This is a genomic window from Blautia sp. AM47-4 (assembly GCF_003479865.1).
Classification (GTDB): domain Bacteria; phylum Bacillota; class Clostridia; order Lachnospirales; family Lachnospiraceae; genus Fusicatenibacter; species Fusicatenibacter saccharivorans.
In genome coordinates this window covers 57,372-79,222 of the sequence record NZ_QUHY01000012.1, presented here as the reverse complement: position 1 = coordinate 79,222, position 21,851 = coordinate 57,372, and the positions used below count along the sequence as shown (strand labels likewise).

The window sequence follows — 21,851 nt, the reverse complement described above, 5'->3', positions numbered from 1 at the left end:
ATCGAACAATCTGCCGCTTAGGAGGCGAGTGCTCTATCCAGCTGAGCTATGACGACACATGCCGCAAACCCTTGATTTTACTGGGTTTCTGGGATTTTTCCCTTCGGCCATATATAAGATTATCAACTCTTTTTCGAGTTGTCAATCTACAGATTTTTTTTGATTTGGTAACATTAGAACGTTCCCCAATTTGGGGAATGCCTCGGCTTTCTCTTAGGAGGCGGACGCTATATCCTACTGAGCTACAGAAACAAGAATTATAAATGTTTCAGCCGGGTCAGCAACAAAAATATTATACTATATTTTTGCTGCTTTTTCAAGACGAAACACATACTTGCGATTCCGCAGTTTACTTCAGGAATTTTCCATTGTGAGTACCTGATAAATTCTCTTATAGGCTTTTTCATAGGTCCAGCAGCAGCCTTCGACAGCTATCACATGCAGGACGAAAACGGACTGTGGAGCGGATATGGATATGAGATGATGCAGGGCATTGCCAAATATATGCAGTGTACGTTTTCCTACGTCGGATACGATAAGACGGCGAAGGAATGTGAGGAGATGCTGCAAAATGGAGAAGCAGACATTTATACGGCTGCCAAAAAGATACCGGAGCGCGAGGAGGAGTTTGCATTTTCCCGCCATCCGGCGATCACCGCATTTACGAGCATGAACGTGGAGACACCGAACTGGCGGTCTGATCTGTACAATAAATATTACGGTTCCGTGGAAGTGAATACTGATTACACGGCAGAGGAAAAAGCGCTTCTTTCCCAGCTGAAAGAGAGCGGCGCCGTGATCCGCGGCGTGATGAATCCGGACGGAAATCAATACTCGTGGTATGAAAACGGGGAGGCAAAAGGAATTGCGGCGGCGCGGTGCGTCGGGAAAACTGCAGAGAATAGTGGTAATCGACGATGGTGTGACGGTCAAAGAAATCCTGAACAATGAATGGCCGAATGCAGAAATTGTGTCGGTGAAAGATACGGACGAATGTGTGCAGAGACTGGTCAATGAGAATGTGGACGGTGCACTGCTGATGACCTACACAGCGCAGAAGCTGGCAAGAGATGATACGCAGAACCGCCTCCGCGTGGAAGTTGTGCCAGGTGCATCGATGTCCCTGCGGATGGGCGTACTCTCAGAGGTTGACCGGAGTTTCTACGGTCTGTGGGAAAAAACGCTTTACAACGTATCACGAAAGAGCAGAGCGGAAATTGTGCAGAGCTATGTGGAAGATGTGGGGACACCGACCATCATGGCGTATCTGTTTGACCACCCGCTGTATCTGGTGGCACTGATTGCAGGTGTGCTGCTGTTCTGCTTGCGGAGGATAATGCACTGAATGCAGAGGTTGCGACGGAGCTGCTCGGAAGCCTCGGCCTTGTCGTGGACTGGGCGGAGAATGGTTCCGAGGCCGTGGATCAGTTTGAAGCGTCGGATCCGGGAAGCTATTTTGCGATCTTCATGGATATGCAGATGCCGGTGATGGAGGGCATCGAGGCGACGAAAAAATTCGAAACAGTGTGCGTGAGGACAATGATGTTCCGATTTTTGCGATGACAGCAAATACCTTTGCAACGGATCGCAAGCGGTGCGCGGACGCGGGCATATTCTGAAACCGGTGAACTTAAAAGAAATTCAGACGACGCTGGACGAGAAAGTGCGGACGGCATGCGCCGGATAACGGGACGGATTAATAACAGAAAAATTTGGAGAAGGGGCTCTACTGCTTTGGATTGCAGTGGAGCCTTTTTATAGTGTATCATAGGAAGTAAAAGAAAACAGGGGAGAATCACGGAATGGAAATTGCAGAAAATATCACATGGACCGAGGAACTGGAAAGGCTGGATGTGCTTCTTTCGCAGGGGCAGTTCGAGCTGCTGCTTCCGGGTGAGCGGTACGGGGGAGGAGAAAAGGAGATCTGGCTTGTCTATCTGATGAACGATGCGGCAGAGAGCTTTCTCGTTTTTCATGACGCGGAGCTGACGGGAACGTATCAGAAGGAATACGAGGGAGAAATAGATGCTGCACTGGAAAAAGACGGGGAGCAGTACGTTCTGATCGTGCGGCAGGGAGAGACGGTGTGCACGCTGTTTTTCAGCCGCCTTTCATTGGAAGTGCATCTGTTTGATTACGGAAAAACGGGTCATTTCTGGGTGGACGGATACGAGTATCTGCGGCAGATTGAGTTCCGTATTGCGATCCTGCGGGACAAGCTGGAATACCTCGGCGAGGCGTTCTGCACCGAGGAAGAAATGCGTCTGGCATCGCTGGCCAATTTCCCGCCGCTCAATTTCTGCTGCTACCCGGCCGTGCCGGATCAGTATCTCGTACCGTCATGCCCGTGGTGGGAAGCGACGGAAGAGGCAATTACGGAGATGAAAAAACTGGCATCGGAGGCAGGCGATAAAGTGCTGCTGAGGTATCTTGCACTTTATGAAAAATGGCAGGGAAAACTCCTCGCAAAACAGATCGCAAAACTGCTGCATACGAGCCGCCACGCGAAAGTCGTGGATTTACTGGAAAAAAAACTGGCCCGCGAAGCACAGAATTACCCGAAACGACGCTTCACTGGCGAAGAAGGAACCCAGATCCGAAAAATCCAGGAGCAGGCAATGAAACGGAAAAAGATACTGGAAGCCGAAGGAAAACGCGCATCATTGCTGCGCGAGGAGCCATTCTTTTATGCACGGGATTCGGTGGAATATAAGGCCCATCTGATGATCTGGGGAACGAAAGGGAAAGACCGGGTTGTGGAGGTTGAGACGTTTAAAAATTGAAAATGAATTAAAGAAAAGGTACAAAAAGTGAATAAAATAAGATTCATCTGGTGGAAATGGAGTTTTTAAAAACAGTTCATTGCGGCAGATGCGGGCTTGTGATATTCTGAAAAGAAAGAAACATTTGACGAGGATAAGCAGGAGGAATCATTTCATGGGACATTTTTATTTTGTGCGTCACGGGCAGACGATCTGGAATGTGGAGAATAAGATCTGTGGGGCGACGGATATTGCATTGACGGAATTTGGGCATCAGCAGGCGGTTGAGACCGGGGAGAAAATCCTGAAAGAGGGGATTCAGGCGGATGAGATTCTGTATTCCCCGCTGGTTCGTGCGGCAGACACCGCGAAACATATTTCCGAGATGACCGGCATCCCGGCGCGGCCGGAGCCGCGGCTGACGGAGCAGAATTTTGGAAAATGGGAGTCCACAGCACGCGATGGAGCGGACTTCAAAAAGGCGAAGGAAGCTTCGCAATGAGCCACGAGGGCGGCGAATCGACTCTGCGGCTGGCGCAGAGAATCTATAATCTGCTGGATGAAATTCGGGAAGAATCCGATGAAAAAACGTATATTCTCGTCGCACACAACGGCATTGCGCGTGTCGTGCAGTCGTATTTTCACGATATGACGAATGAAGAATATGCGGCATTTGGTGTGAAAAACTGTGAGATTGTACGATACGATTTTCCAGAGAAATAAAAAAAGATTACAGAAAACGGCGGGGATATATTCAATCCCCGTTCGTTTTTTTGTCCGATGGAATCAACGAATGCATCTGATAATACTTTTTTGTAAAAGAGATCAGCGTCTGCATATCGCTGCTGATGTATCTGCTTTTCTTCCATATCATGCCGATTTTCACTCGAATTGGTGTCTGCATCGGAATGCCGATGATTTCCGGAAATTTATCAGTCATGCTGGAATACAGAAAACAGGCATAGCGGCCCGTCTTTAAAAACTGCAGTGTCGTGTAAATCTGGCTGCTCCGCATGATGATATTCGGTGTATACCCCTCAAGTTCGAACCGCAGCTTCAGGAGCTGATTCTGCACCGAGTCAGCATTAAAGAAAATTAAGGGCTGTTTTGCCATATCCTGAATGGAAACCACTTCTCTGCCTGCCAGGGGGTGGTTTTTTGCTACACAAAATACGACCTGGTCATCCGCAAGAACGGCATGGTGAAATTTATCAATATTATACTGTTCCATATTGACAAGCGCCAGATCCAGTGTGTCATCCTGCACCAGATTACAGGCACGGACCGAACCATACTCCTCAAGAGATACCGCAATTTCGGGATGCTCTTCTGAAAAAGCGAGAAGAAGCTCGGGAAAAAAGACGGTGCTCAGCATCGGCGGAATACCAATGCGGATCGGCGGGCGCACACGGGAGAGATTGGAATAATCCGCCTGCAGCTCATTGCAGTACTGGAGAATATAATTTGCTTTCTGATAAAATTCCTCCCCTTCACGCGTCAGAATTAACTGATTTCCCTTTCTGGAAAAGAGACTGACGCCGAATTCAATTTCAAGATCACGGATAGCAACCGATACGGTCGGCTGCGTCACGTACAATTCCTCGGCTGCTTTTGTAATACTGTGGCACCGGCTTGCCATACAGAAGTAACGAAGCTGATTTAAAGTCATTTTTCCCCTCCAAATGTTCGTTGAGACAACGTTATATTACCATTAAGATACCATAGAGACGTAAATGTTTCTATATTTTTTTTCGGTTTCCCGCAAAACCAGGTAAAAATGCACAAAAAAAGAGCCCCTGTTTTGCGAATATAAAAATTTTTTATGGGGTCATGTATTCCACCAATTTGTTTTTTAACCAGTACACGCCGTATAATACAAGTAACAAAAGAAACGTGTTCGGCCGATGCTTTTCAAGAAAAAGAAAACTGAAAAAACGAAAGGAGATTTGGGAATGTCTCAAACCACAATCACATTGCTGTTTCTGGTATTTGCGATTGTCAGCTTCATTCTGGAGAAAATTCCGCTGGGTCTGACAGCTTCGATCTGTGCGCTTGGATTGACTCTCACCGGAATTCTGGATGTATCAACGACTTTCTCTCAATACGTAAACAGCAACGTTATCCTCTGCATCGGCATGTTTGTTGTCGGCCAGGCACTTTTCGAGACGGGAATGGCAAACAAAATCGGAGGACTTGTAACCCGCTTTGCCAAAACCGAAAAAACACTGATCATCGCCATTATGGTAATTGCCGGCGTGATGTCCGGATTCTTATCCAACACCGGAACCGCTGCCGTACTGATCCCGGTTGTCTGTGGAATCGCAGATGAGTCCGGTTATTCCAGAAGCCACCTGCTGATGCCGCTTGTATTCGCGGCAGCCCTCGGCGGAAACCTCTCTATCATCGGAGCGCCGGGAAATTTGATGGGCGTCAATGCACTGCAGGAGATGGGAATCAAAACCAGCTTTTTCATGTACGCGCCAATCGGAATTCCGATGCTGCTGATAGGAATCCTCTACTTCGTCTGTTTTGGATATAAACTTCTTACGCAGAATCAGAACGAAGCAGCCCAGAACCTGGAAGAGCAGAAAGATTTCAGCAATGTTCCGAAATGGAAACAGATCATTTCACTTGTTGTTCTGATCGTTGTAATTTTCGCTATGATTTTCGAAGAATTAATTGGAATCAGCATTCAGCTTTCCGCCTGTCTTGGCGCACTCTTTTTGGTGCTGACCGGGGTTCTGACAGAAAAAGAAGCGTTGAATTCCATTGACTTAAAAGTAGTTCTCCTCTTTGGAGGCTCTCTTTCCCTGGCAAAAGCACTGGATGTCACAGGGGCAGGAAGTATGATCGCCGATAAAATCGTCGGTCTGCTCGGATCCAATCCAAATCCGATTCTGCTTCTCCTGGTAATTTTCCTGGTAACCTGTGTACTGACCAACTTTATGTCAAATACAGCCACTACGGCACTTATGATTCCGATCGCTGTTTCTCTTGCAAACAGCCTTGGAGCAGACCCGCGGTCCGTTGTGATTGCAACTGTTATCGCCGGTTCCTGCGCGTATGCAACACCAATTGGTATGCCTGCAAACACGATGGTAGTCGGACTCGGAGGCTATAAATTCAAGGATTATGTAAAATCCGGCCTGCCTCTGATCCTCGTATCCTTTGCAATCTGCATGATACTGCTGCCCATCCTGTTTCCTTTTTATCCATGATAAGCATTCCTTCGCATAAACAGGTATCACACACCACAAGGGGCAGAAAATTCCTGCCCCGCACCACAAAGTTCACTCATGAAAATCATTCATAGGAGGTATATTATGACAAACGAAAATGGAGTAAAAGTTTTAACAGACATGGTAGCTGATTTTGTTGCCCACATCGGCAAAAAGCTGCCGGACGATGTAGTTGCAAAGCTGGAGGAGCTGGGCTCCCAGGAAACAGCAGCGCTTCCGAAAGCACTGTATGAGACGATGACCAAAAACCAGAAACTGGCGGTGGAATTAAACCGTCCGAGCTGCCAGGACACCGGCGTGCTTCAGTTCTGGCTGAAATGCGGAACGAATTTTCCGTACATCAATGAACTGGAAGGCCTGCTGAAAGAGGCTGTTGTACAGGCTACCTTTGCAGCACCGCTCCGCCACAACTCGGTAGAGACTTTTGATGAGTACAATACCAAGAAAAACGTAGGAAAAGGAACCCCGACCGTATGGTGGGATATCGTTCCGAACAGTGACAAATGCGAAATCTACGCTTACATGGCAGGCGGCGGATGTACGCTTCCTGGAAAAGCGATGGTTCTGATGCCAGGTGCAGGATATGAAGGAATCACCGATTTCGTACTGGATCAGATGACAAGCTACGGCTTAAATGCGTGTCCTCCGCTTCTTGTCGGCGTTGGAGTTGGAACATCCATCGAAACCGCAGCATTAAATTCAAAGAAAGCGCTGATGCGCCCGATCGGTTCCCACAATGAAAATGCAAATGCAGCAAAAATGGAGCGTCTGCTGGAAGACGGCATCAATGCCATCGGCCTTGGACCGCAGGGAATGGGCGGAAAATATTCCGTTATGGGTGTAAACATTGAAAACACCGCCCGCCATCCATCCACGATCGGCGTTGCCGTAAATGTGGGATGCTGGTCCCACCGCCGCGGCCATATCGTGGTAAATCCTGATCTGACAGTAACTTGTGATACACATTCCACCTGGAAATTTAATGCATAAACGGAGGTACGAATTATGATCGAAATTAGAGGAGATAAAAAAGTTCTGATTACACCGGTAAGCGCAGAAGACCTGAAAGATATCCACATCGGAGATATTGTTTGGCTGGACGGCGATCTCATGACCTGCCGTGACGTTGCACACCGCAGACTCGTTGAGTACGGAAGAGAGCTTCCATATAATATCAAAGACAAGGCAATTTTCCATGCCGGCCCGATCGTACGGAAAATTGAGGGAACAGAAGATGATTACGAGATGGTTTCTGTCGGACCGACTACTTCCATGCGTATGGAGAAATTCGAGTATGAATTTACAAAACTGACCGGCGTACGTGTCATTGTCGGAAAAGGCGGCATGGGTCCGAATACCGAGCGTGCATGTAAAGAATTCGGTGCCATTCACTGTGTCTTCCCGGCAGGCTGCGCGGTTGTTGCCGCGACTGAGGTGGAAAGAATTGCAGAGCATCACTGGGATGAACTGGGAATGCCGGAGACGTTATGGTGCAATAAAGTAAAAGAGTTCGGTCCGCTGATCGTTTCTATTGATGCAGAAGGACGCAACCTGTTTGAAGAGAACAAAGTTGTTTTCAACGAGCGCAAAGAGGCTGCAAAACAGGCAATTTATCCGGAAGTGAAGTTTATCAAATAATAAGAGTTTTTGACAGGAGCAGCCTATGGGACCACAGGAAATGCTGGACCGGGCGGAGGTGAAAAATAAGTGGCAGCTCACGCCGCTGAAGGATTTCAAATCACCCCGTCTGACGGAACGCATGTGGCGGACAGCGGTGGTTGTTCTGCTGACTTCCCTGATTTATGAATATCTGATTCCTGGCGGCCGCAACCCCTGCTTTGCGCTGATCGGCGCAGTGTACGGGGTTGGGAGCCGGTTTGAAGAGGGATTCCACAATGGAATCAATCGCCTGATCGGAACGTTTGTGGGAGGAATCCTGGTCATTCCATTCTACATGCTGTATCAGAAACAGCCGTTTGGAATTCCGGCTTTTCTGTGGCTGGCGGCAGGGCTCTGCCTGGTATTGTGGTGCAATCTGGCACTGCAGGCGGACTCTGCGATCCAGCCGGGAATCGTGGTCTACTTTGTGGTACTTTACACAGTTGGTGAGGAACGAGTTGTTTTCTATACGCTTGCCCGGATTCTGGATACCGGCATCGGCGTACTGATTTCCCTTCTCTGCTATCTTTTACTGCCATCGAAATATGATAAAGAACAGGGGCTCTCGTTCCGGACCATGTGGAAGGCGACAAAACATGCGTTTCAGTCTTATAAGGATAAAAACCGTCTGTTCCGCGAGGATGAACAGAAAAACTTTGGAATGAAAAACAAAAAATAAGCAGGATGCAAAAAAAGAGATGATCTGCTCTGTGCCGGCAGATCACCTCTTTTTTGTATGGCGTTTATGATATTTTATAATATTTCGATGTATGCTGGCGGTAGAGCAGCAGCAATCCGCGGATGCAGAGCTCGATAGCCATGGCGATCCACATGCCGCGCAGGCCGAGCGGGGTGATGAGAAGCACCGCGAGACCGAGGCGGATGACCCAGATGCTGCCAAGGTTCAGAAGGCTTGGCACAAACGTATCGCCTGTTCCGCGGAGGGCTCCGGCGGCAACGATGGAAGCGCCGAAAAACGGCTCGGCGAGCAGTTCGATGCGGAGTACCTCGGCGGCAAACGAGCGAACCTGCGGGTCAGGAGTCAGAATACTAAAGACGAACGGACAGAAGATCATCATCAGACCTCCAGTGATGGCCATCAGGACTGCGCCCATGGCAATGCAGATATTTCCGTAGCGTTTCGCCAGCTTGTAATTTCCGGCGCCGTAGCTTCTGCCGACGAGCGTTGTCGCGGCGGAACCGATGCCGTAGCCTGGCATGTAGCAGAGCCTTCGGCGGTGACGGCGAACGAATTGGCCGCAATCGCAATGGAGCCGAGCGGGGCAATCAGCATGGTGGCAGCAACCATGGCGCTGTTCATCGCGATTTCCTGTACGGCAACCGGCAAACCGATTTTGAATGCAGTTTTCAGAATTTTCGCATCGAAAACCGTTTTTTCCTTCCGGCGGAGACGCAGCCGCGGATTGCGGACACAACAGAACCAGGCACCCGTGAGGCTGATGACGGCGCAGGCCAGCATCGTTCCCATACCGGCACCCATGACACCGAAAACCGGAATCAAAAGAGCATTGAAAATGACATCGAGCACGCACATGACGGCATTTAAAATACTGGGTGTCACCATATCACCGCTGCACTGCAGGAAGGACGACATCAGCGAGTTGAGCTGGGAAAACGGAAGCATGATGGCAAACATCATAAAATAGAGCGTGGCATTCCGCCGGATCTTCTGCGCACCGCCGAGCCACCCCGGCAGCGGATGACTGATCAGAAGCCCGATCAGGCACAAAACAGCCGACACAACAAGCGCGGACGCGATGCCATGCCGCACAACATCCCTTGCCTTCTTGTCATGATTTCCCCCGATCTGATGCGCTACCTGAACAGAAAAACCGGCTGAAACCGCATAAATCGTACCGCTGAGGAGCCACGTCGTCGACGAAACCAGTCCGATCGCCGCCGAAGCATTCGCCCCAAGCGCGCCGACCATCGCGGAATCAATGTATTGCATCGCAATCGTAGTAATCTGTGTAAGAATCGCAGGCAGACTTAATCGCCCGACCTGCTGAATCTGCGGTTTCAGTTCAGTCCAGTTTATTCTATTCATCATTTTCTCCAGAACATGTATTTTATCGTATGGTTTTTCTTAAGAATGTAAAGATAAATGCGTATTTTACGCTAACATGTTTTGAAGAAAGTGTCAATCAAAAACGAGGTTTAATTTGACTTTTTTCTATGCGTATTAGGCATAGGGGCGGAGAGGATTCGAATTTAATTTTCCGGCGGAAGGTTGTTCTTCACAGCGGGGTTCGCCTGGGTCGTGTTGGTTGCAGTCGGCAGGGAATCTGTCGGGGCGACCGGGCTCATGAGGACGCGGCCGGTTCCGCGGTAGACGTTGACGAGGCCTTCACCGCTGACGGCGGATCCGACGAGGGTTCCGGTGGAGCGCTCTACGGTGAAATCAAGGTTGGAGGACCAGCAGACGGCGAGGTTTCCATCGATTTTCAGTTCGTCGTTTTCGAGTTCGACTTCGATCAGCTCGTCCTCAGGTACGTTGCTTTCGAGGGCAACGGCGCCTCTGCCGACGAGGCTCAGATTGAAGAAGCCTTCGCCGCCGAGGACAGCGGAGGAAATGCTCTTGCGGGCGGTCAGTTTGGTTTTGACTCTGCCGTCGCAGGCGAGGAACATGCCGTCCTCAATCGTCATTCCGGAGGAGCCCCATTTCTCGACATCCACAAGAATGATGTATTTGTAGGTCGGTTCCAGCACGAGATATCCGTCGCCGACGTACTCCGGTTTTACGGCAGATTCCTTTGTCATGGCGCCTTTGATGGCCTTTCCGAACAGGTCGCCGATCCCTTTGATTCCGGCGGTCGCCTGTACATGGCCGCCCATCCACTGCATCGCACCGGACTGGATAATCGCGGAGTGCTCCTTGTCCAGTTCAATGACAACCTGGCGGCGGCGCACATTCATTTTGCTCATGTAATACTCCTCCATGGCAGTCATCGGCGAGACGCTGGAATCCTGGAGATATTCCATGACGTGGAAATTTTCGATGGACTTGGTGAATTTCCGGTTTTCGTTTTCGAGATTTAAAATTTTCATAGGCACGTTCCTTTCTTTCATTAAGAAGAAAAATAGTGATCCGTCTTGTTTCTTTTATTATACAGGAAAGAAAGCAAAGAGCACAGAAAAATTTAGAAAAAAAGGAAATCTGGAAATCATGTTGTCCATTTTTCAGCGGAGTGATAAGATAAAGTTCAGAAAACGCAAGCAGTACGGTCAGAGGAGGAGTTTATTATGAGTACAATTACTGTCAGAGATGCAAAAATAGAGGATGCCGCACGCATTCTGGAGATTTATGCTTACTATGTAGAATACACCGTCATTTCTTTCGAGTGGGACGTGCCGTCTCTGGAAGAATTTGAGAACCGCATGCGTGATATCATGAAAAAATATCCATACCTCGTCATCGAGCAGGATGGAAAAATCGAAGGTTATGCATACGCACATGCCTTTGTCGGCCGCGCCGCATACGACTGGTCGAGCGAGCTGACCATTTATCTCGATCACAATGCAAGAAAAGGAGGCCTTGGCCGGAGACTGTATGAAGAGCTGGCGGACCGCCTGAAAAAATGGGCATTCTGAACCTCTACGCCTGCATCGGCTATCCGCAGGTCGAGGATGAATATCTGACGAAAAACAGCGCCGAGTTCCATGCGCATCTCGGATTCGAACTCGTGGGAACCTTCCACAACTGCGGCTACAAATTCGACCGCTGGTACGATATGGTCTGGATGGAAAAAATCATCGGCGAGCCGCACGCGGGACAGCCGGCAGTAAAATCATATAGTGAGATAAAAGAATGAGCACAATAACAACGTATACAAGAAAACATTTTGACCCTGTGCATCCCGCTCCGGAACTGCTCTGTGTGGAGGATTTTGCGCATGCGCTGCCGATGATCTGCCGCGGAAACGGCCATGTGACGACGTTCTGGTCAGTGGGAGAGCACTGCATCTGCTGTGCGAAAGAGGCGGCCGCGCGCGGCTATTCCCGGCGGCTGGTGCTGGCGTGCCTTCTGCATGACGCGAGCGAGTGTTACATGTCGGACGTGCCGCGGCCATTAAAACAGGAAATGCCGCGGTACCGCGAGATCGAGGACCATCTGCTTTCGGTGATTTATGAGAAATATCTTGGCAGTGATCTGACGGCGGAGGAGCAGCGGATGATGAAACAGATCGACAATGATCTGCTGTGGTACGATTTGACGAATCTGCTGGAGGAGCCGCAGGAGGGGGATGCACCGAAGCTTCACATCACGCTGGACTACGCGGTGCGGCCGTTTGATGCGGTGGAACAGGAGTATCTGGAATTATTCGAACAGTATCGGGAGACGGGCGATGAGAGAGGATAAAAACGAAAACCGCTGGGACAAGCTGCTTCAGATCCACACAATGGGGCGGGACGACAGCCGGTCGGATCTGTACCGGTATCCGTATGAGCCGACCCCGTACTGCGTGCTGGAGCGGATGGCAAACACGGGGATGATCCGAAAGGGAAATACGCTGCTCGATTACGGATGCGGAAAGGGCCGCGTAGATTTCTTCTTATCGGCGCAGACCCGGTGCCAGTCCATCGGTGTGGAGTATGATGAGCGGATTTATGCGAAGGCAATGGAAAACAAAAAGGCGGCGGCCTCTGGTGCGCGGACGGAGTTTGTGCTGGAGAGCGCCGAAAATTTTCCCGTTCCTGCGGAAGTGGACCGGGTGTATTTTTTTAACCCGTTTTCGCTTGAAATCTTAAGAAAAGCGATGGCAAGACTGCTGGAATCGTACTACGAAAATCCGCGGGAGATCCAGCTGTTTTTCTATTACCCGTCGGATGCTTATATCTCGTATCTGATGACGGTGCCGGAACTGGAATTTCTCGATGAGATCGACTGTATGGATCTGTTTCCGGGCGGGGATAGCCGGGAGCGGGTTGTGATTTTTACGATTCAGGAATAAAAAGTTTTGTAACAGCAAAAACCGTGTGGAATACAAAAAAGCATGAATTATATTTGAAGAAAGGGCGTTTTTATGAAATATCAGGTAATGCGAATTGAGGAAGACCTTGATTTCGGCTGTGAGGAGCGCGGTGCCGACGAGCCTGTCATGGCAGTTGTTGTTTTGAAAGATGAAAACGGAACAGAATCGCGCATCCGCCAGGAGGATCAGATGCTGTATGACTGGAACATCGAGGAGGGCGACACCGTTATTCTGAATGAAAACGGCGAATTGCGAAAAGTACTCTCCGGTGATTGGACGCAGAATTGCAATTCGAAAAATGTAGATACGACAAAATTCGTCAACATGATGCAGGCCGTCAAAGCCGGAAAACAGATTGACTGGATCTGTCCGTTCTGCAGCGGAACAGTAGAACGATTGGAGCAGAAAGGCGGAAAAAACGTAATCGGATGCACATCGTGCGATATGTGGATTCAAATAGAAAATTAAACGATTTTGGCCTTTAAGGCCGAAAGAGAAAGGAAACACAAATGGTAAAACCAATTATGAGAGACGTTCTCTTCCTCGGACAGAAATCCGTCCCGGCGACAGAGGAAGATCTGCAGGTGGGAAGAGATCTGCAGGACACACTGGCAGCAAACCGCGAGGCATGCGTCGGCATGGCGGCAAATATGATCGGCGTGAAAAAACGCATCATCATCGTAAACGCCGGATTCCGCGACATCATCATGTTCAACCCGGTGATCGTCCGCAAAAGCGGCCCCTACGAAACAGAAGAAGGCTGCCTTTCCCTGCCAGGCGTGCGGAAAACAAAGCGGTACCAGAACATCGAAATCGAATACTACGACTGGAACTGGAAAAAACAACGCCAGAAATTCACCGGCTGGCCAGCCCAGATCTGCCAGCATGAGATGGATCATCTGGAAGGGATACTTATTTAGATCCTACAGCAGACAGGAGGACAGTATGACAGACAGAGAATGAATGGTAAAAGGAATCATTTACAACCCGAATGTGGAAGAGCTGGCCAAAGAGCAGTCCGGCTATATGGAGCGTCTGTGGAAGTTCAACCAGCTGAAGCCGTCAGAGGGAGACAAGAAAGTCAAATAAATCAGGACAAATTTCGAAAATATAAAATTTTTGTAAAATAATGTCGAAAAAACGATTGACAAGTAGCGAAAAGAAACATATGATAATACCTGTCAATATACATATTCGGCAATAGAGGCGCGAAGGCTAAGAGTAGCTGTCCTGAGACAACGGGGTCTGGGACGGGCAGGGAAAGGAGCATTCGCCGAAACGGGGCAGTTCCCGAAAAACTGTCTGCGTTGGGGTACAGTCGAACAGGCTGTGCACTCTCACCGTACTGGTGGAGGAGCTATTGCTTCATGAACGTAGATTTAATGGAGCAGTGGTGAAGACCGCTGCTCTTTTTATTGTACTGCAGTTGGAACCGTGACAAAAGGTTCCAGGGGTGGAAATCTGTTTGGTTGGAGAACGAAAGACGAAACGGGTGTTACAGGATACGTCTGAAGAAAACTGTTGCCGGAAAAGAAAAAAGGGAGGATTTTGACATGATAGCATTTCTTAACTGGCTGGACGGTGTCCTTTGGGGCGTGCCGCTGATCGCGCTGATGATTCTGACCGGTCTGTACTTTACCGTTCGTTCTGGATTTTTCCAGTTCCGTCACTTTGGCTGGATTATGAAGAGAACCGGCGGAAAACTGTTCCAGAAAGAAGACAAAGCAAGTGAAGGAAAGGGTATGCTTTCCTCGTTTGAGGCGATTTCGACCGCTATCGGCGGTACCGTAGGATTCGGTAATATCGCCGGTGTTGCAACTGCAGTTGCAGCAGGCGGCCCGGGAGCCATTATGTGGATGTGGCTTTCGTCTCTGCTTGGTATGATATTAAAACAGGTTGAGGTTACCCTCGGCTGCTACTACCGTCACACCAACGAAAAAGGTGAGTACTACGGCGGTCCGACTTACTACATGGAGTGCGGACTTGGCGAGGAGCGCCACTGGGGCAAGCTGTGGCTGATCCCGGCGCTCATCTTCGGCATCGGTATTTTCTCCACCTTCTTCGTAACCTCTTCCAACCTGACCGCATCTCAGGTCGTAGCCGGTGCGTTCGGTATTGAGAATATCAATCTTGGAAGCTTCAAAGTAGAAGGCGTTATCGTGATGGGCGTTCTGCTCTGCATTCTGACCTATGTCGTTACAAGCGGCGGTACGAAGAAAATCGCAAGTCTGTTCAGCAAGCTCGTTCCATTTATGAGCGTTCTTTATATCTTGATGGGAATTGGCATGATCATCATCAACATCAACCGCGTTCCTGGCGTATTTGCAGCCATCGTAACAAACGCATTTACCGGAACAGCAGCGATCGGCGGTTTTGCCGGCTGCGCAGTCAGCGAGATTATCCGTGTGGGTATGGCGCGTTCCGTATACTCCAATGAGGCTGGATGGGGTACTTCTCCAATGATCCATGCTTCCGCAAAAACACCGCATCCGGTAGAGCAGGGTCTGTGGGGATCTTTCGAGGTATTCTTTGATACCATGGTTATCTGTACGATCACCGCACTTTCCGTTATCTTAAGCGGAAACTGGACCGACGGAACGAACGGCGGAACACTTGCTTTAAGTGCATTTGCAAGCGGATTCGGCAAATTTGGAAGCATCCTTCTGGCAGTCATCATGGTCATTTTCACTGTAACGACTTCCGGCGGATGGTTCACCTACTATCTGGCAATTCTGGAGCATCTGTATAAAAAAGAAGGCAAGATGAAAGATATCGTCATGAAAATCTTCTACGCAGTCCGCGCTCTGCCGGGCGTACTGTGGACGATCTATCTGGTAAAGACAAACAACCAGGGCTTTATCTGGACTGTCGTTGATATCACATCTGCGATCCCGACCTTCGTCAACGTAGCAGTGATCCTGATTCTCTCGAACCAGTATTTCAAACTGCTGAAAGACTACAAAGCAAGAAACTTCGGCCAGGGCACGGTAGACAAGAACGCCTGCCTGTTCTACGAAGAGAAAACGAAATAAAAAATATTCAAAAGCGAATCCAGACACGCATGAGAATAGCGTGTCTGAATTTGTATATTGCGCAAATGGGCAGAAAAGAATAGAATCAAATTTAGATGACAGTAGGAGGATAATGATATGAAAACAATTTACAAAAACGGAGCTGTCTACACCGGAAAACTGCCGCTTGTCGAAGCGTTTGCAGTAGAAGACGGCAAATTTGTTTTCGCCGGAAGCAGCGCAGAGGCAGATGCCCTTGCAGCAGCCGGCGACAAAGTTGTAGACCTCGGCGGAAAATTCGTCTGCAGCGGTTTTAACGACAGCCATATGCACCTTTTAAATTACGGAAGCTCCCTGCTGAAAGCGCAGCTTGCCGCACATACCGAAAGCCTGGAAGATATGCTCGCCTGCCTCGACACCTTCCAGAAAGAGCATCCGCGAAAAGACGGCGCATGGCTGATGGGCCGCGGCTGGAATCAGGATTACTTCACGGACGTGGACCGCATGCCGAACCGCTACGATCTTGACCGCGTATCAACTGAAGTTCCGATCTGCGCGACGAGAGCGTGCGGCCACTGCCTCGTAGTCAACAGCAAAGCGCTGGAACTCCTCGGCGTCACCGCAGATACCCCGCAGCCGGAGGGCGGAGAGATCGGTATGGAAAACGGTGAGCCGGACGGAAGATTCTTCGACAATGCAATGGAACCGGTTTACGACAGCATTCCGGTGCCGAGCAAAGAGGAAATCAAAGATATGATCCGCAGCGCCTGCAAAGCCCTGAACAGCTACGGCGTCACCAGCAGCCAGAGTGATGATTACTGCGTTTACCGCGCCGTTCCGTGGCAGACCGTCAACGAAGCATACAAAGAACTCGAGGATTCCGGCGAGCTGACCGTCCGCGTTTACGAGCAGAGCAACTTTACCGATCTGGAATCCTTAAAAGGTTTCGTTGAGGCTGGAAATGTGACCGGCATCGGCACAGACCGCTTTAAAATCGGCCCGCTGAAAATGCTCGGCGACGGCGCACTCGGTGCGAGAACAGCATTCCTCAGTCGCCCATACGCAGACGACCCGTCCACCTGCGGAATCCCGGTATTCACCCAGGAAACCATGGATGAGATGATCGGCTACGCCAATGCACACGGCATGCAGGCTGCAGTTCACACGATCGGTGATGCGTGCCTCGACCGCGTGTTAAGTGCCTATGAAAAAGCCCTTGCTGAAAACCCGAGAGAAGATCACCGCCACGGCATCGTGCACTGCCAGATCACAAGAGCCGATCAGCTTGAAAAAATCGCGAAAATGCATCTTCACGTTTACGCACAGAGCATCTTCCTCGATTACGATAACCATATCGTAGAGGAGCGCGTCGGCAAAGAGCTTGCGAGCACAAGCTACAGCTGGAAGACGCTGATGAATAACGGCGTCTCCGTCAGCAACGGAACTGACTGCCCGGTAGAGCTGCCGGATGCCCTCGCCTGCATGCAGTGCGCTGTCACAAGAACAACGCTGCGCGACCATGTCGGCCCGTACCTGCCGGATCAGAAATTCACCGTACAGGAAGCACTCGACAGTTACACGATCCGCAGCGCCGAGGCAAGTTTCGAGGAGAACGTGAAAGGCCAGATCGCAGAAGGCATGATGGCAGACTTCGTCGTACTGGGTCAGAATCCGTTTGAGGTGGATGAGAGCACGATCAAAGACATTCCGGTGTGCCGGACGTATCTTGCCGGTGAACTGGTATATGAAGCATAAGAACATAACTCAAATGAGTAATAAATGTCAAATGAAAATTCATACAATGAAGGGAAAAACGTAAAATAAGATAACCTGAAAATAGTATGGAATAAAGACAGAAACAGAGGAGAACCTCCTGCGGCGATGAATGGTCGCAGGAGGTTCTTTTTTGATCCTGATAGGACCATACGGTCGTAAAAGAATCGAACAAATGGTTGCATAAAAGGGAGGGAATGTGCTATGATAAAGGAAATTTTACAAAAGGAAAAAACAGACAAATGCTTGGAAGAACACATTTTTTTATTGGAACAGCAGCGGCACTTGCTGTTTTACAGCCGCAGACGGTTCCCGCGCTTGTGGCCGGTGCCGGGGCTGCCGCGATCGGCGGTTTGATCAGTGACATTGATGTCGGCACTTCACAGGCGCACCGCGATGCCGATAAGATCACTACGGCAACAGTTGCAGTTGCGGTGCTCACAATTCTTGCGGAGTATAAACTGAATCTTGGAATTTACCGCCGCCTCACAAGCGACAGCAGCGTGCTGCGTCTCCTCGCCGGAACGGCAGCATTTTTGCTGATCTGCGCCTATGGGAAACAGCAGCCGCACCGCTCCTTCATGCATTCATTTGCGGCGCTGGCATTGCTGACGGCGTGCGTGGACATCATCTACCCGGATGTGTCCGCTTATTTTGCCGTGGGCTTTCTGTCCCATCTGGTGCTCGATTTTTTCAACCGGAAACCGGAAAAGCTGTTCTGGCCCTGGAAGAAGGGATTCTGCCTCGGACTCTGCTCAGCACGGGGACTTGTGAACCGCGCACTGCTCGGGTGCGGCATGGTATCTCTTGCTGTAATACTGGTGATCTCGGCGCCTGCAGGGCGGCTGATGGCTAAAATCATGCGGGCAATTTACGGATGAGATGGGATTGACAAAAAGATAACAAGACAAAGGAAGAAAAAGCAGGAATTTTTCGGTGTTAAAGTTAATATTTTATACATTTTATAGTAGGATTTTTGATTAAAATGATGTAAAATAGAAAACAGAAATCCGGCGTCCGTAATTGTTTTTGAAATGAACGAACAGGGAACCGCCGGCCCGTTACCGCAGCCGATTGCGGAGCGCAGCGCAACCGACAACAGAGATTAGAGCACAACAGGCAATACAGGAGTTAGTATGAACGAAGAAATGAAAAACCAAACAGAACAGTTACCGCTTTTAAAAGTACACATGATGGGAAGTTTTTTCCTGGAGTACGGCGACCAGCCGATTTCCTTCCGGAAAACAATGGCAACAAAATCGATGAGACTTCTGCAGATTTTCCTCTATAACAAGGACAATGGAATTTCCAGAGGAAGACTGTTGGAGAGCACATACGGAAGAGAAGATGTGGCGGACGCGGCAAACAGCCTGCGTGTCGGCGTACATCGCCTGAAAAGAAGCCTTGTCGAGGCAGGACTTCCGCAGTTTGAGTACATTTATACACAGAAAGGCGTTTACCACTGGACCAGCCCGATGCCGGTCGAGGTAGATGCGATTGATATCAAAAATAAGATCCTGGAAGCAGGAAAAGAGACAGACGAGAAAGCGCGCATGGATCAGATGATCGAAGCACTGGAGCTGTACACCGGAGAGTTCCTTGCAGATTTCGGCGAGGAAGAGTGGGTACAGGCGGAGCGCGCGCAGCTGAAAAAAGTATATTCCGATGCACTGAAAGAAGTAAGTGAGTATCTTCTGAAAAACGAGGAGTTCGATGAGCTGCAGAAACTGACTTCTGTTGCTTCCGAACTGTATCCGTTCGACGAGTGGCAGGCAGTCCAGATGCAGGCGCTGATCGGCCTGGAGAGATACAAAGAGGCCATGAAACTGTACGAGCAGACCTCGAAACATTACTTTGAAGAGCTTGGCGTTACACCGAGCGAGAAACTGGTGGAGCAGTACCGCTATCTGGGAAGCCGCATGGGCAGCAGACACCGCGTGATCGAAGAGGTACAGGCAGATCTTCAGGAGAGCCCGGGAGAAAAGGGCGGAGCATTCTTCTGTTCCCTCGCCGGATTCCGTGACTGCTACCGACTTGTTTACCGTATGTCCGAGCTGAACGGACAGATGCCGTGGCTGATGCTGTGCACCATTACAGACGGAAAAGGTTACCCGGCAAAAGGCGGTCCGCGCCTTGACCGTATGTCCGAAAAGCTGCTTGAGGTAATGAAACGCAGCCTGCGTCATTCCGATTTCTTTGCAAAATACAGCCCGTCCCAGTATGTGATTCTGCTGCAGGGCGGCAGCCAGAGAGGATGCGAACTCGTCTACAAGAGAATCAGCGAGCGCTTCTCCGAGGAGAAAAAAGGCTGGGCAAAGAATCTGAAATACAGTGCACTGCCGGCAATTCAGACCGAAAAAGAGCTTGAGTTCTTAGAAGGAGACGATGTTTTATGATTCGCGTACAGCTGCTTGGAAGATTCCGCTTGCGCTGCATCTCGCTGCGGTTTCTCGTCCTATAAAAATTCAGAAGCAGCTGTTCATTCCTGCAAGCAGGATCCACAGCCGCCTCTGAGTTTTTACATGGCTCTGAATAATTGTAAATTAAAAATTAAGTTGACGGCAGACTAAATAAATGGTAACTTTAAGCTGTAATGAAACGAGCTTAAATCCAGAAAAAAGTCTGCTGTCTTAAGTTAAATAAAGTACAACAGACAGGGAGGATAACAAACATGAGTTACAGAGAAGTATATGAAAAATGGTGCAATGATCCATATTTTGATGAGGCATCCAGAGAAGAGCTGAAAGCACTCGAAGGAAATGAGGCAGAAATCGAAGACCGTTTCTACCGTCAGCTTGAGTTCGGTACCGGCGGACTCCGCGGTGTCATCGGAGCGGGTACCAACCGCATGAACATCTACACCGTACGCCAGGCAACCCAGGGCCTTGCCAACTACATCATTTCCCAGAACGGACAGGAAAAAGGCGTAGCCATCGCACACGATTCCAGAAGAATGTCTCCGGAATTCGCACGCGAAGCAGCACTCTGCCTGAATGCAAACGGAATCAAAACGTATCTGTTCGAGTCCCTGCGTCCGACACCGGAGCTTTCTTTTGCTGTCCGTGAATTCGGCTGTATTTCCGGTATCGTCATTACCGCAAGCCACAACCCGAGAGAGTACAACGGATACAAAGTATACTGGGAGGACGGCGCACAGATTACACCGCCGCACGACAAAAACATTCTCGCAGAGGTAGCAAAAGTAACCGAGTTTTCTGCCGTTAAAACGATGGAAGAAGATGATGCAAGAGCAGAAGGCCTGTTCCAGGTCATCGGAACCGATTTTGATGACCGTTACGTCGCAAAATTAAAAGAGCAGAGCATTCATCCGGAAATCATCAAAGATGCGGCAAAAGATATGAAGATCGTCTACACACCGCTTCACGGAACCGGAAATGTGCCGGTACGCCGCGTTCTGCGCGAGCTTGGCTTTAATCAGGTTTACGTTGTAAAAGAGCAGAAAATGCCGGACGGAAACTTCCCGACGGTGGCTTACCCGAACCCGGAAGACGAGAAAGCATGGACACTGGCGCTGAAACTGGCAAAAGAAGTAGACGCTGACATCATCCTTGCAACCGACCCTGATGCAGATCGTCTCGGCGTTTATGCAAAAGACAGCAAGACCGGCGAGTACGTAAGCTTCACCGGAAACATGTCCGGTATGCTGATCGCAGAGTACATCCTGCGCGAGCGCACCAAGAACGGAACCATGCCGGAGAACCCGGCTCTCGTTGAGACGATCGTTACCACAGATATGGCAAAAGCAATCGCAAAAGCCTACAACGTGGCACTGATCGAAGTTCTGACCGGCTTCAAATACATCGGCGAGCAGATCAAGTTCTTTGAGCAGAGCGGTGCACACAACTATGTCTTCGGCCTGGAGGAGAGCTACGGCTGCCTGGCTGGAACATATGCAAGAGACAAAGATGCCTGCGTGGCAGTTATGATGCTGTGCGAGGTTGCTGCATACTACAAACAGCAGGGCAAGACACTGTGGGATGCCATGGTGGATATGTACGAAGAGTACGGCTATTACAAAGAGGGTCTTGCAACGATGACCTTAAAAGGTATCGACGGTGCAAAAGAGATCCAGACCATGATGACCAACTTCCGTGAGAACCCGCCAAAAGAGCTGGGCGGTTTCCAGGTTCTTGCCGTACGCGATTACAAAGCAGACGTACGAGTGGATCTCGTAAGTGGCGAGAAGAGCGCGACCGGACTTCCGTCCTCCAACGTTCTTTACTATGAGCTGGAAAACAACGCATGGTGCTGTGTGCGCCCATCCGGTACTGAGCCGAAGATCAAATTCTATTTCGGCGTAAAAGGCACATCCCTTGAAGATGCAGCCGAGAAACTGGAAAAATTAAAAAATGCAATGGTAACTGCTTAAACGCTGTGTGATATAGAAACAAA

Annotated in this window: 24 protein-coding genes, 1 pseudogene and 1 riboswitch; of the genes and pseudogenes, 21 read left to right on the top strand and 4 right to left on the bottom strand. The window is 49.6% G+C overall.

The window, feature by feature from the left end:
• Positions 1-231: 231 nt before the first annotated feature.
• The 5 genes and pseudogenes from DW965_RS09785 to DW965_RS22140 all read left to right on the top strand — a co-directional run bounded on the left by DW965_RS09785 (position 232) and on the right by DW965_RS22140 (position 3,485).
• Complete coding sequence (locus DW965_RS09785; RefSeq protein WP_117761377.1) at positions 232-951, top strand: transporter substrate-binding domain-containing protein; 720 nt, start codon at positions 232-234, stop codon at positions 949-951.
• A complete protein-coding gene (locus DW965_RS09780; RefSeq protein ID WP_147398267.1) occupies positions 905-1,345 on the top strand; it encodes a hypothetical protein in 441 nt (146 codons plus the stop codon). The genes DW965_RS09785 and DW965_RS09780 overlap by 47 nt, the downstream gene beginning before the upstream one ends.
• On the top strand, positions 1,321-1,563 hold the full coding sequence (locus DW965_RS09775) for a response regulator (protein ID WP_226906357.1): 243 nt from the start codon (positions 1,321-1,323) through the stop codon (positions 1,561-1,563). The genes DW965_RS09780 and DW965_RS09775 overlap by 25 nt, the downstream gene beginning before the upstream one ends.
• Positions 1,564-1,802: 239 nt before the next feature.
• A complete protein-coding gene (locus DW965_RS09770) occupies positions 1,803-2,783 on the top strand; it encodes a DUF3878 family protein (RefSeq protein WP_117761375.1) in 981 nt (326 codons plus the stop codon).
• Between the two features lie 154 nt (positions 2,784-2,937).
• Positions 2,938-3,485: pseudogene (locus DW965_RS22140) on the top strand (histidine phosphatase family protein).
• A gap of 31 nt (positions 3,486-3,516) precedes the next feature.
• On the opposite strand, the gene DW965_RS09760 reads toward DW965_RS22140, so the two are convergent.
• Positions 3,517-4,431, bottom strand: coding sequence for a LysR family transcriptional regulator (locus DW965_RS09760; RefSeq protein WP_117761374.1), 915 nt, complete (start codon positions 4,429-4,431; stop codon positions 3,517-3,519).
• Between the two features lie 283 nt (positions 4,432-4,714).
• Between DW965_RS09760 and DW965_RS09755 the strand changes: the two genes are divergently transcribed.
• The 4 genes from DW965_RS09755 to DW965_RS09740 all read left to right on the top strand — a co-directional run bounded on the left by DW965_RS09755 (position 4,715) and on the right by DW965_RS09740 (position 8,339).
• Positions 4,715-5,980, top strand: coding sequence for an SLC13 family permease (locus DW965_RS09755; protein WP_117761398.1), 1,266 nt, complete (start codon positions 4,715-4,717; stop codon positions 5,978-5,980).
• A gap of 105 nt (positions 5,981-6,085) precedes the next feature.
• Entirely contained in the window at positions 6,086-6,991 is a 906-nt protein-coding gene (ttdA, locus tag DW965_RS09750; RefSeq protein ID WP_022461434.1) for a L(+)-tartrate dehydratase subunit alpha, read from the top strand.
• Between the two features lie 15 nt (positions 6,992-7,006).
• On the top strand, positions 7,007-7,639 hold the full coding sequence (gene ttdB / locus DW965_RS09745) for a L(+)-tartrate dehydratase subunit beta (RefSeq protein ID WP_022461435.1): 633 nt from the start codon (positions 7,007-7,009) through the stop codon (positions 7,637-7,639).
• Positions 7,640-7,664: 25 nt separating this feature from the next.
• Positions 7,665-8,339 carry an FUSC family protein gene (locus DW965_RS09740; protein ID WP_022461591.1) on the top strand — a complete coding sequence of 225 codons (675 nt, stop codon included), beginning with the start codon at positions 7,665-7,667 and terminating at the stop codon, positions 8,337-8,339.
• A 64-nt stretch (positions 8,340-8,403) separates the two neighbouring features.
• On the opposite strand, the gene DW965_RS19935 is transcribed toward DW965_RS09740, so the two are convergent.
• The 3 genes from DW965_RS19935 to DW965_RS09730 form a co-directional block, all read right to left on the bottom strand.
• Positions 8,404-8,865, bottom strand: coding sequence for an MATE family efflux transporter (locus DW965_RS19935; protein ID WP_243036563.1), 462 nt, complete (start codon positions 8,863-8,865; stop codon positions 8,404-8,406).
• Positions 8,760-9,731 carry an MATE family efflux transporter gene (locus DW965_RS09735; RefSeq protein WP_243036557.1) on the bottom strand — a complete coding sequence of 324 codons (972 nt, stop codon included), beginning with the start codon at positions 9,729-9,731 and terminating at the stop codon, positions 8,760-8,762. The genes DW965_RS19935 and DW965_RS09735 overlap by 106 nt, the downstream gene beginning before the upstream one ends.
• A 161-nt stretch (positions 9,732-9,892) precedes the next feature.
• Positions 9,893-10,729 (bottom strand): AIM24 family protein, encoded by an 837-nt coding sequence (locus DW965_RS09730; RefSeq protein WP_117805128.1) that lies wholly within the window; start codon positions 10,727-10,729, stop codon positions 9,893-9,895.
• A gap of 195 nt (positions 10,730-10,924) precedes the next feature.
• On the opposite strand from DW965_RS09730, the gene DW965_RS21240 reads away from it, so the two are divergent.
• The 12 genes from DW965_RS21240 to DW965_RS09675 all read left to right on the top strand — a co-directional run bounded on the left by DW965_RS21240 (position 10,925) and on the right by DW965_RS09675 (position 21,828).
• Positions 10,925-11,272, top strand: coding sequence for a GNAT family N-acetyltransferase (locus DW965_RS21240; RefSeq protein ID WP_330421089.1), 348 nt, complete (start codon positions 10,925-10,927; stop codon positions 11,270-11,272).
• Positions 11,260-11,493, top strand: a complete 234-nt coding sequence (locus DW965_RS21235) for a GNAT family N-acetyltransferase (RefSeq protein WP_330421088.1) — start codon at positions 11,260-11,262, stop codon at positions 11,491-11,493. Before DW965_RS21240 ends, DW965_RS21235 begins: the two co-directional genes overlap by 13 nt.
• Positions 11,490-12,041, top strand: a complete 552-nt coding sequence (locus tag DW965_RS09720; RefSeq protein ID WP_117805127.1) for a hypothetical protein — start codon at positions 11,490-11,492, stop codon at positions 12,039-12,041. Before DW965_RS21235 ends, DW965_RS09720 begins: the two co-directional genes overlap by 4 nt.
• A complete protein-coding gene (locus DW965_RS09715; RefSeq protein ID WP_117805126.1) occupies positions 12,028-12,633 on the top strand; it encodes a class I SAM-dependent methyltransferase in 606 nt (201 codons plus the stop codon). Before DW965_RS09720 ends, DW965_RS09715 begins: the two co-directional genes overlap by 14 nt.
• Before the next feature lie 72 nt (positions 12,634-12,705).
• Positions 12,706-13,122 (top strand): hypothetical protein, encoded by a 417-nt coding sequence (locus DW965_RS19335; protein ID WP_173827430.1) that lies wholly within the window; start codon positions 12,706-12,708, stop codon positions 13,120-13,122.
• A 41-nt stretch (positions 13,123-13,163) separates the two neighbouring features.
• Positions 13,164-13,574 carry a peptide deformylase gene (locus DW965_RS09705; RefSeq protein WP_117805125.1) on the top strand — a complete coding sequence of 137 codons (411 nt, stop codon included), beginning with the start codon at positions 13,164-13,166 and terminating at the stop codon, positions 13,572-13,574.
• A gap of 43 nt (positions 13,575-13,617) precedes the next feature.
• Positions 13,618-13,743, top strand: a complete 126-nt coding sequence (locus tag DW965_RS09700; RefSeq protein WP_117510523.1) for a maltose acetyltransferase domain-containing protein — start codon at positions 13,618-13,620, stop codon at positions 13,741-13,743.
• A gap of 104 nt (positions 13,744-13,847) precedes the next feature.
• Positions 13,848-14,022, top strand: a riboswitch (Lysine riboswitch).
• A 185-nt stretch (positions 14,023-14,207) separates the two neighbouring features.
• The gene (locus DW965_RS09695) at positions 14,208-15,686 is read left to right on the top strand and encodes an alanine/glycine:cation symporter family protein (protein ID WP_117510525.1); all 1,479 of its coding nucleotides are present in this window, start codon (positions 14,208-14,210) and stop codon (positions 15,684-15,686) included.
• A 117-nt stretch (positions 15,687-15,803) separates the two neighbouring features.
• The gene (locus tag DW965_RS09690; protein ID WP_117805124.1) at positions 15,804-17,420 is read left to right on the top strand and encodes an amidohydrolase; all 1,617 of its coding nucleotides are present in this window, start codon (positions 15,804-15,806) and stop codon (positions 17,418-17,420) included.
• 260 nt (positions 17,421-17,680) lie between these two features.
• Positions 17,681-18,319 (top strand): metal-dependent hydrolase, encoded by a 639-nt coding sequence (locus tag DW965_RS09685; protein WP_158579571.1) that lies wholly within the window; start codon positions 17,681-17,683, stop codon positions 18,317-18,319.
• 255 nt (positions 18,320-18,574) lie between these two features.
• Complete coding sequence (locus DW965_RS09680; RefSeq protein ID WP_055266837.1) at positions 18,575-19,834, top strand: AfsR/SARP family transcriptional regulator; 1,260 nt, start codon at positions 18,575-18,577, stop codon at positions 19,832-19,834.
• 275 nt (positions 19,835-20,109) lie between these two features.
• The gene (locus tag DW965_RS09675) at positions 20,110-21,828 is read left to right on the top strand and encodes a phospho-sugar mutase (RefSeq protein ID WP_118659914.1); all 1,719 of its coding nucleotides are present in this window, start codon (positions 20,110-20,112) and stop codon (positions 21,826-21,828) included.
• Positions 21,829-21,851 lie beyond the last annotated feature (23 nt).